This is a genomic window from Flavobacterium sp. (genome assembly GCF_023151265.1).
Classification (GTDB): domain Bacteria; phylum Bacteroidota; class Bacteroidia; order Flavobacteriales; family Flavobacteriaceae; genus Flavobacterium.
The window spans coordinates 1-9,030 of the sequence record NZ_JAKLJH010000113.1; the positions used below are offsets into that span (position 1 = coordinate 1).

Here is a 9,030-nt window from a genome sequence, read left to right on the forward strand (position 1 = left end):
ATAGCCTAGAAATCCTCAATGAAAGTTGGGGATTTTAATTTTTGAAATTATGAAACAATTGTATTTCTTTTTCTTTCTTATTTTGGTTGGTTGTAAGCCAACACAGGAAGTAGTGTCAGTTGATAATGCATTTTTCGTTGCAGAAAGGATTGAGATTTGGTCTTATCCAAATAGAGAAATTTGGCATAGAGAAGGGGATGATAATATGGGGGCTTTAAAAGAGTTGAAAATTGAAAATGGAAAAGTAAATATTGAAAAGAATAATATTAAAGAAAAAATTATTTTATCAAAAGAACAGATTGAGAAAACATATCAAACCCTATATGATAATAAAATTTGTGATTATGAGTCTATGGCTACGTGTTATCAACCTAGACATTTAATCGTTTTTTTAAATTCTGAAGATGAGGTTTTTAATGTTTTGGAAATTTGTCTTAGTTGTACTCAAATACAGTCTATAGATAAATTTAATTATCCAGATTTATGTGATACAAAAATGAATAAATTAGAGAAAGTATTTAAGTCTTTCGGAATAAAGTATTTTGATGAAAAATAATAATGTTTCTACACCGAATAATCCTTAAACATATAAATCCAGATAATTCGCGATAGTTTAATGTTGACTAAGGTTAGACTTAAAATTACAACTCCAATAATTGGAATAATTCGCAAATCAAATGTTTCTTCAAAAAATGGCATGCAAATAAAGTAAGTCATTAATGCTTCTGCAACTCCAAGTCCGTAACTAACAAACATCGCTCCGAAGAAAAAACCTGGTTCTTTTTCAAATTTTGTTCCGCAATTGGAGCAATTTTCATGCATTTTTGGGAAACTAAAACTAAAATGTAACAATCCTTTTTCAAAAATCTTTCCTTTGTTGCAATTGGGACATTTGTTCCCAAACATGTTTATAATGGTTTTTAACATTTGCTTTTATTTTTAGCAAATTTAAGCGATTATAATTTAAAATAGGTTTTGTATTTTCGCATATTATAGCACAAAAAAGACATTTTTAACATGAAGAAAAACGAAGTTTACGAAATTAAGAAGTTCAAACGCAATTTCTTCCATCACAATTTATATGTCAATACGTTTCAAAATCATTTAAAAGAGCATCGTTTTATTGAGTCTTTGCACCGACATGATTTTTATGTTTTGGTTCTGTTTACTCAAGGAACGGGTTTGCATAAAATAGATTTTGATGAATTTATAATTACAAAAGGAAGTTTTTTTCTAATGCAACCAGGGCAAATTCACCTTTGGGAACTTTCTTCAGATATTGATGGTTACATTGTTTTCTTCTCCAAAGAGATTTATAATTTGCATTTCAGAGATAAGAAAATTGAAGAATATTTGTTTTTTCAATCGTCTAAAAATAATCCAGAATTGCAATTGAAGGATAAGGAAATGAAGCAAATTCAGCCTTATTTTGATTTAATGGTAATTGAAAATGAGCAAGACGAATTGCATAAAAAAGACAAAATGCTCAACTTGTTAGATTGTATTTTGATTGAAATTTTAAGAATTTATAATGTCGATTCTAATCATTTAACTTCTACCTATAATCATAAGTTAAAAGAATTTGAATTGTTATTAGAGCAGTTTTATAAAACCGAAAAATCGCCTTCGTTTTATGCAGATAAAATGGCAATTACCTTAAAACACCTCAATAGAATTTCAAAAAATATATTGAATATTACTATTACCGAATTAATTACCAGAAGAGTTATTTTAGAAAGTAAACGTATTATGGTAGATCAAAATAAAACAATTGCTCAAATTGCTGATGAATTAGGTTACTCTAATTATTCCTATTTTTCAAAATTGTTTAAGAAAAGTGCAGGCGTAACTCCAACAGAGTTTGTCAATCAACTTAAAAATTAATTTTGATAGATTTCACCACGGTGTGGTTTTAAAATATCTCTAAAAGTAATCATATCTTTTTCATCTACCACAATGAAAGCGATAGCGTGCATTTCATTGATAACTTCAAAACCCGTTTTTTCTAAAGTAATTTTTTCTTTTTCCAAGTATTCGTTTAGATGAATATCATGATGTTCCGCTGTTTTGGCTGCGGCTTCACCTCTAAAATCCCAAATTAGTTTTATTTTTCTGTCCATTATTTCTAAATAAAAATCAAAGGTAAGTTTTTAGTACATTTGAAAAAACTAAATAGATATGAAAGTTTTATTTGCCTTACTTTTCGTTGGAACTTCTGCGTTTTCCCAACAACTTACATTAGAACAAGCGAATCATTTGGCGAGTTTGCCTGTGAAATGTTTGCAGCAAGAATATCCAAACAAACTCAATCAACTATTACTTAACGAAACCGAGTTGTTGTCCCCAAAAGTCTTGCATCCTGCTTTTTATGGTTGTTTCGATTGGCATTCTTCGGTACATGGTCATTGGAGTTTAGTGTATTTGTTGACTCATTTTAAAGACATAAAAGATCGAGAGCAAATCATTGAAAAGTTAAAAATTAATCTTTCTAAAGAAAATATTGCTCAAGAAATAGTATATTTTGAAAAGGCACACGAGAAATCTTTTGAGCGTACTTATGGATGGAATTGGTTACTCAAATTACAACATGAATTAGAAATCTCAAAAGAACCTTTTGCTAAAGAATTAGCTCATAATTTACTTCCTTTAACCAATTTAATTGTCAAACGTTATATTGAGTTTTTACCGAAATTATTATATCCGATTCGTGTTGGAACACATTCTAATACTGCTTACGGATTAACGAATGCTTGGGATTATGCGACTTATTCTGAAAATGTTGCTTTACAAAAAAGTATTGCAGAACATGCTAAAAGATTGTTTTTGAAAGATGAAAATTGTCCGTTTTATTGGGAGCCAAGTGGAACAGATTTTTTATCACCTTGTATGGAAGAAGTTGCTATTATGCAACGTGTTTTACCAGAAAATGAATTTCTTCCATGGTTGAAAAAGTTTGCCCCTCAATTGTTTTCCAAAAAATGGCAATGGGAAGTTGCACGCGTTTCTGACAGAACAGACGGTCATCTAGTACATTTAGATGGCTTGAATTTCAGTAGAGCATGGAATTTATATTTTTTAATTCATCAGTATCCTAAACAATTTTCGCATTTGAAACCTTTGGCTGATACGCATTTGTCTTTTTCGCTACCTTCTATTGTAGATGGTAATTACGAAGGCGAACATTGGTTGGCTTCTTTTGCATTGCGAGCTTTTGAGGAAAAATCGAAAATCAAGTAGTATATTTGCCGAAATTTTTAACATTATGCCACGCGAATTTCAATTTCAAGTTTCACCCGAAGTAGCGGCAAACGAAAGTTTGTTAGCCCAACATGTAGCCAAGTTATTTCAGGTTAGCCCAAAAGAAATTCAAAAAGTTGTTGTTTTAAAACGTTCTATTGATGCGCGTCAGAAAGCCATTAAAATGAATATTAAGGCGAATGTTTTTTTGGTTGGAGAAGATTATGTTGATTCAAAAATCGAATTACCTGATTATCCAAATGTTGCCAACAAACAAGAAGTTATTGTAGTAGGAGCAGGTCCAGCCGGATTATTTGCTGCTTTACAATTAATTGAATTAGGTTTGAAACCTATCGTTTTAGAACGTGGTAAAGATGTACGTGGTCGTCGTCGCGATTTAAAAGCGATTAATCGTGATGGTATTGTAAACGAAGATTCTAATTATTGTTTTGGTGAAGGTGGAGCCGGAACGTATTCCGACGGAAAATTATATACTCGCTCAAAAAAGCGTGGTGATGTTGATAGAATTCTAGAACTTTTAGTAGGTTTTGGTGCTACACCAGAAATTATGGTGGAAGCACATCCGCACATTGGGACCAATAAATTACCACAAATTATTCAGGATATTCGAGAAAAAATCATCGCATGTGGCGGACAAGTTTTGTTTGAAACTCGTGTGACTGATTTTGTTGTCAAAAACAACGAAATGCAAGGCGTTGTCATTCAAAATGGTGATGTGATTTCGGCTAATAAAGTCATTTTAGCTACAGGACATTCGGCTCGTGATATTTTTGAATTATTACATAAAAAAGGTGTTCATATCGAAGCTAAACCTTTTGCTTTAGGTGTTCGTGCAGAACATCCACAAGAATTAATCGACCAAATTCAATATTCGTGCGATTTTAGAGGCGATTATTTACCGCCAGCACCGTATTCGATTGTAAAACAAGTGAACGGTCGTGGTATGTATTCGTTTTGTATGTGTCCAGGTGGTGTAATTGCACCTTGTGCTACAGCTCCTGGTGAAGTAGTTACCAATGGTTGGTCGCCTTCAAAACGTGATCAAGCTACAGCAAATTCTGGAATTGTAGTAGAGTTAAAGTTGGAAGATTTCAAGCCTTATGAAAAATTCGGACCTTTAGCCGGAATGGAATTTCAAAAAGCTATCGAACAAAAAGCATGGCATTTGGCAGGCGAAACGCAAAAAGTTCCTGCGCAAAGAATGGTTGATTTTACTCAAAATAAAGTTTCAAAGGATATCCCAAAAACATCTTATGTTCCTGGAACTACTTCGGTAGAATTAGGACAAGTTTTCCCTGGATTTTTAACCCAAATCATGCGAGAAGGTTTTGTACAATTCGGAAAATCAATGAAAGGTTATATGACAAATGAAGCTATTTTACACGCTCCAGAAAGTAGAACTTCTTCACCTGTGAGAATTCCAAGAGATAATTTTTCATTGGAACACGTTCAAATCAAAGGTTTATATCCGTGTGGAGAAGGAGCAGGTTATGCCGGTGGAATTATTTCAGCAGCAATTGATGGTGAAAAATGTGCCTTGAAAATTGCCGAGAGTTTGAAATAGAAATTTACCAATTAGCAAAAGAAACCCCAATTCCAATAGTAGTTTGTCGGTGATTGTAATCAATCATGGTTTCTCCGTATCCATTAAAAAATTGAACATGTCCTCTAAGGTGTCCTTTCATAGGGAATACATAATTTAATTGTAAACTTCCACCTTTCAAACGATCAAATGGATGTGTAGCAATCGCATAGAATTCATGTCGGTTATAATGATACGAAACGTTAATTTCCCCATTCCCAATATATTTAGTAATGTTAGGATTTTCATCATCATTATCAGAACTTCTTATCCAAGGATTAAGTGTGATAATCCAATTGTCGATTTCATAACCAACATGAAAAATAATTCTATTCCAACTTCTCGATAGTGGTAAGTCTCTTCCGTTGGATTGATGATTAAATGCAAAGCCAATCGATTTGAATTCTCCTTTGAACGCTTTCATTTTTATAGGATATCTAAAGATGATTTCAGGTTCGTAGTTAATTTCTCTGAATGCTCTTGAAATATTTTGATTGTATACTTGCCAATGAGCTTTTTGAGTATAGCCAATCCAAACATCTCCTTTGTTCCACATTAAACCTTGAATAACTTTTGTTTTAAAACTCAGTTGGAATTTAACTTCAATATTGTTGAAGTCTTCAGATTCGATAGCGGTATAGGATGGATTTTCACTAGTAGGTTTTTCGTTAGGATTGTCAGAAATTCTTCCAGCTGTAACGTATATGGGTTTATAAGAAACCAAACGAAAGGTTCCTTTTTGGTTTTTCTCGCCTAATTCCCAAAGTTGATCATATGTTTTTTTGATAATGTCAAGCGTGTCTTGAGAGGAACTTTGGGCTTTACTTTGTTGTCCAATTGCTAAAAAGAGAACAATTCCAATAATTATTTTTTTCATATAGCAAGTTTTCTTAAGCAAAATAAACAAAAAAATCACAGCTTTCACTGTGATTTTATTTTTTGGGATAAAAAGGGAAATTATATTTTTTTAACGTTTACAGCATTCATGCCTTTAGCGCCTTTTTCTAAATCGTACGTTACTAAGTTACCTTCTTTAACATCGTCGATTAAACCACTGATGTGTACGAAGTATTTTTCTCCAGTTTCTACTGCTTTGATGAAACCAAAACCTTTAGAGTCATTGAAAAAATCGATTGTTCCTCTACGTTCTACTGGAGCTTCATCTGCTTCTGTTCTTCTTGAGATACCAATTTCAATGCTTTCTACATCTACTACAATTCTCTTAGAAGGATCTGGAGGAGTGCTTGTTAAGTGCCCGTTTTCGTCTACATAGACATATAAATCCTCTCCAGATAATTTTGGATTGGCTTTACGAGCTTCTTTTTTTTCTTGTTTTTCTTTACGTTTTTTTGCTCGAAGTTTTTCTTGTTCTTTTTTGTTAAAGGTTTCTTGTGGTCTAGCCATTAAATTTTAAATAAATTAAATTAGTATTTGTTTTAAAAGTAAAAGGATAAAAACACACAAGCGAATAAACAAAAATTTATAAAGTACTTTTATTCAAAGTATTGCGAGAAGAAATTGATATCATTACTAATGTGACAAAGGTAGTGAAAAAAACGTTCACTTAGTTAAAACATGTCATTTTTAAGTTTAGCAACATTCTGAAATGAACTTATTCAACACAAGTTAAACTTATCACAAACTCAAAAACTAGTTTTCAATCCTTTCTTTTTTCGTATTTTTGACAAGCATTATACCACACATGATAGAAGAACAAGTAATTTTAGTCAATGAGCAAGATGAGCCTATTGGGCTTATGAATAAGATGGAAGCGCATGAAAAAGCCGTTTTGCACAGAGCTTTCTCTGTATTCATTTTAAATGATAAAAACGAAGTGATGTTACAACAACGCGCGCATCACAAATACCATTCACCGCTTTTGTGGACGAATACTTGTTGTAGTCATCAACGCGCAGGTGAAAACAATATCGAAGCTGGAAAACGCCGTTTGTTTGAAGAAATGGGTTTTAAAGCCGAATTGAAAGAGTTGTTTCACTTTATTTACAAAGCACCTTTCGATAACGGTTTAACCGAACACGAATTGGATCATGTGATGATTGGTTATTATAACGAAGCTCCTGAAATCAATCCAGATGAAGTTGAAAGTTGGAAATGGATGACCATTGAAGCTATAAAAGAAGATATGATTGAAAATCCTGATACTTACACGGTTTGGTTTAAAATTATATTTGATGAGTTTTATCATTATCTAGAAGATCATAAATTGTAAAATTCATTTAGGGAACACAGATTGAAGAAATAAGAGAAATTTTAAAAATCTTATTTCTTAAAAATTAAAATTATATTCTGAATTCAAATTTCTAAATTCTAAATTGCCATGAAAGTAACTGTTTCAAGAAAAGCTCATTTTAATGCTGCGCATCGTTTGTATCGCAAGGATTGGTCTATGGAAAAAAATCAGGAAGTGTTTGGAAAATGTAACAATCCCAATTTTCATGGGCACAATTATGAATTGATTGTTTCGGTAACGGGTGAAGTGGATAAGGAAACAGGTTATGTGATTGATACTAAAATTTTATCCGATTTAATTAAAGAACACATCGAAGAGGCTTTTGATCATAAAAATTTAAACGAAGATGTTCCCGAATTCAAACATTTGAATCCTACAGCGGAACATATAGCTTATATTATTTGGAACAAACTTCGTGTTTTAATTGATGCTGATAAAGAGTTAGAAATTACGTTATACGAAACACCAAGAAACTTTGTAACTTATAAAGGTTTGTAATATGGCGATTCAGATAGGAGATAAATTACCAAATTTTAAAGCAACCAAACAAGATGGTAGTGCTTTTGATAGTCACGAAATTCATGAAAAACCCGTTGTAATTTACTTTTATCCAAAAGATTTTACGCCAGGTTGTACTACGCAAGCTTGCAGTTTTAGAGATGCTTATCAAGATTTTCAAGATTTAGGTGCCGAAGTTATTGGTGTAAGTGGTGATTCGGCTACTTCGCATCAAAGTTTTCAACAGAAATATAAATTACCTTTTATTTTACTTTCCGATGCAGATAGAAAACTGCGTCGTTTGTTTGGAGTTCCAACGGCACTTTTTGGTTTATTGCCAGGAAGGGTGACGTATGTTTTTGATGCTAAGGGTTATTGCATTTATATTTTTGACAGTATGAGTGCGAAAAATCACATTGAAAGAGCATTGGAAGCGATTCAGAAGTCGAAATAGTTATTTAAAAATCTAATTTTAGTATTTTAATAGTTTTTTTGCATCTTTGTGGTTAACTATTTTGAATATGAAGTTTTATCCTTTAACCTTTACACCAATACTTAAAGACCGCATTTGGGGCGGAACCAAGTTGAAAACTTATCTCAACAAACCAATAGTTTCTGAAACTACAGGTGAAAGTTGGGAAATTTCAACTGTTCCTAATGATATTAGTGTGGTTAATAATGGTGTTCTAAAAGGGAAAAACATTAATGAAATTATCGATTTGTATCCTGAAGAAATTTTAGGGAAATCGGTAATTACTCGTTTTGGGAAACAATTTCCATTGCTTTTTAAATTCATTGATGCCAAAGAAGATTTGTCGATTCAATTACATCCGAATGATGTATTAGCTAAAGAACGTCACAATTCTTTCGGGAAAACTGAAATGTGGTATGTAATGCAAGCAGATGAATCGGCGCGTTTGGTTGTTGGGTTTAAAAATGATTCCAATCAACAAGAATATTTAGCGCATTTAGAAAATAAAAATCTAATTGATTTGCTAAACGAATATCCTGTTTCAAAAGGAGATGTATTCTTTTTAGAAACCGGAACCATTCACGCTATTGGAGCAGGAGTGGTGGTAGCAGAAATACAGCAGACGAGTGATGTTACGTATCGCATTTACGATTGGGATAGAGTAGATGCTAATGGAAATGGAAGAGAATTGCATACCGAATTGGCTTTAGATGCCATAAATTATCAAACAACAACTTCTAAAATTGACTACAAAGAAGTAGCAAATAAAAGTACTGCTGTAGTAGATTGTCCTTATTTTGTTACGAATATTATTGCTTTACAAGAGACTTTTATTTGGAAACGCACCAAACAAGCTTTCACGGTTTTCATGTGTACTAACGGCCAATTTGAAATGATAGTAAATGGTGAAATCTTGCGTTACCGAATGGGCGATACCATTTTGATTCCGGCTTGTATGGAAAATCTAAC

At 32.5% G+C, this 9,030-nt stretch carries 12 protein-coding genes; 8 read left to right on the forward strand and 4 right to left on the reverse strand.

The features are described 5' to 3' along the window. Nucleotides 1-49 precede the first annotated feature (49 nt). Nucleotides 50-556 carry a hypothetical protein gene (locus L6Q46_RS10555; protein WP_291284269.1) on the forward strand — a complete coding sequence of 169 codons (507 nt, stop codon included), beginning with the start codon at nt 50-52 and terminating at the stop codon, nt 554-556. Nucleotides 557-564: 8 nt separating this feature from the next. Here L6Q46_RS10555 and L6Q46_RS10560 read toward each other — a convergent pair whose 3' ends face one another. Continuing rightward, complete coding sequence (locus tag L6Q46_RS10560; RefSeq protein ID WP_291284270.1) at nt 565-927, reverse strand: DUF983 domain-containing protein; 363 nt, start codon at nt 925-927, stop codon at nt 565-567. A 90-nt stretch (nt 928-1,017) separates the two neighbouring features. Here L6Q46_RS10560 and L6Q46_RS10565 point away from each other — a divergent pair, with 90 nt between their 5' ends. Next, nucleotides 1,018-1,884, forward strand: a complete 867-nt coding sequence (locus tag L6Q46_RS10565; RefSeq protein WP_291284271.1) for an AraC family transcriptional regulator — start codon at nt 1,018-1,020, stop codon at nt 1,882-1,884. Here L6Q46_RS10565 and L6Q46_RS10570 read toward each other — a convergent pair. Further along, nucleotides 1,881-2,120 (reverse strand): hypothetical protein, encoded by a 240-nt coding sequence (locus L6Q46_RS10570; protein ID WP_111566870.1) that lies wholly within the window; start codon nt 2,118-2,120, stop codon nt 1,881-1,883. The two genes, L6Q46_RS10565 and L6Q46_RS10570, sit on opposite strands and share 4 nt — an antisense overlap. A 58-nt stretch (nt 2,121-2,178) precedes the next feature. Here L6Q46_RS10570 and L6Q46_RS10575 point away from each other — a divergent pair, with 58 nt between their 5' ends. Continuing rightward, nucleotides 2,179-3,237: a DUF2891 domain-containing protein gene (locus L6Q46_RS10575; RefSeq protein ID WP_291284272.1), complete on the forward strand. Its 1,059-nt coding sequence runs from the start codon at nt 2,179-2,181 to the stop codon at nt 3,235-3,237. Between the two features lie 25 nt (nt 3,238-3,262). Then, nucleotides 3,263-4,822 carry an FAD-dependent protein gene (locus tag L6Q46_RS10580; RefSeq protein ID WP_291284273.1) on the forward strand — a complete coding sequence of 520 codons (1,560 nt, stop codon included), beginning with the start codon at nt 3,263-3,265 and terminating at the stop codon, nt 4,820-4,822. Between the two features lie 4 nt (nt 4,823-4,826). On the opposite strand, the gene L6Q46_RS10585 is transcribed toward L6Q46_RS10580, so the two are convergent. Together L6Q46_RS10585 and L6Q46_RS10590 are read right to left on the reverse strand one after the other, a co-directional pair. Beyond that, the gene (locus L6Q46_RS10585; RefSeq protein ID WP_291284274.1) at nt 4,827-5,717 is read right to left on the reverse strand and encodes a phospholipase A; all 891 of its coding nucleotides are present in this window, start codon (nt 5,715-5,717) and stop codon (nt 4,827-4,829) included. Between the two features lie 80 nt (nt 5,718-5,797). Next, the gene (locus tag L6Q46_RS10590; protein WP_111566864.1) at nt 5,798-6,244 is read right to left on the reverse strand and encodes a cold shock domain-containing protein; all 447 of its coding nucleotides are present in this window, start codon (nt 6,242-6,244) and stop codon (nt 5,798-5,800) included. Nucleotides 6,245-6,542: 298 nt separating this feature from the next. Here L6Q46_RS10590 and idi point away from each other — a divergent pair, with 298 nt between their 5' ends. From idi to L6Q46_RS10610, 4 genes are all read left to right on the forward strand, one after another. Further along, entirely contained in the window at nt 6,543-7,070 is a 528-nt protein-coding gene (idi, locus tag L6Q46_RS10595) for an isopentenyl-diphosphate Delta-isomerase (RefSeq protein ID WP_291284275.1), read from the forward strand. 108 nt (nt 7,071-7,178) lie between these two features. After that, nucleotides 7,179-7,589: a 6-carboxytetrahydropterin synthase gene (locus tag L6Q46_RS10600; protein WP_291284276.1), complete on the forward strand. Its 411-nt coding sequence runs from the start codon at nt 7,179-7,181 to the stop codon at nt 7,587-7,589. Nucleotide 7,590: 1 nt separating this feature from the next. Beyond that, a complete protein-coding gene (locus L6Q46_RS10605; protein ID WP_291284277.1) occupies nt 7,591-8,043 on the forward strand; it encodes a peroxiredoxin in 453 nt (150 codons plus the stop codon). Nucleotides 8,044-8,110: 67 nt separating this feature from the next. Next, the coding region (locus tag L6Q46_RS10610; protein WP_291284278.1) for a type I phosphomannose isomerase catalytic subunit at nt 8,111-9,030 on the forward strand (920 nt) is incomplete at its 3' end.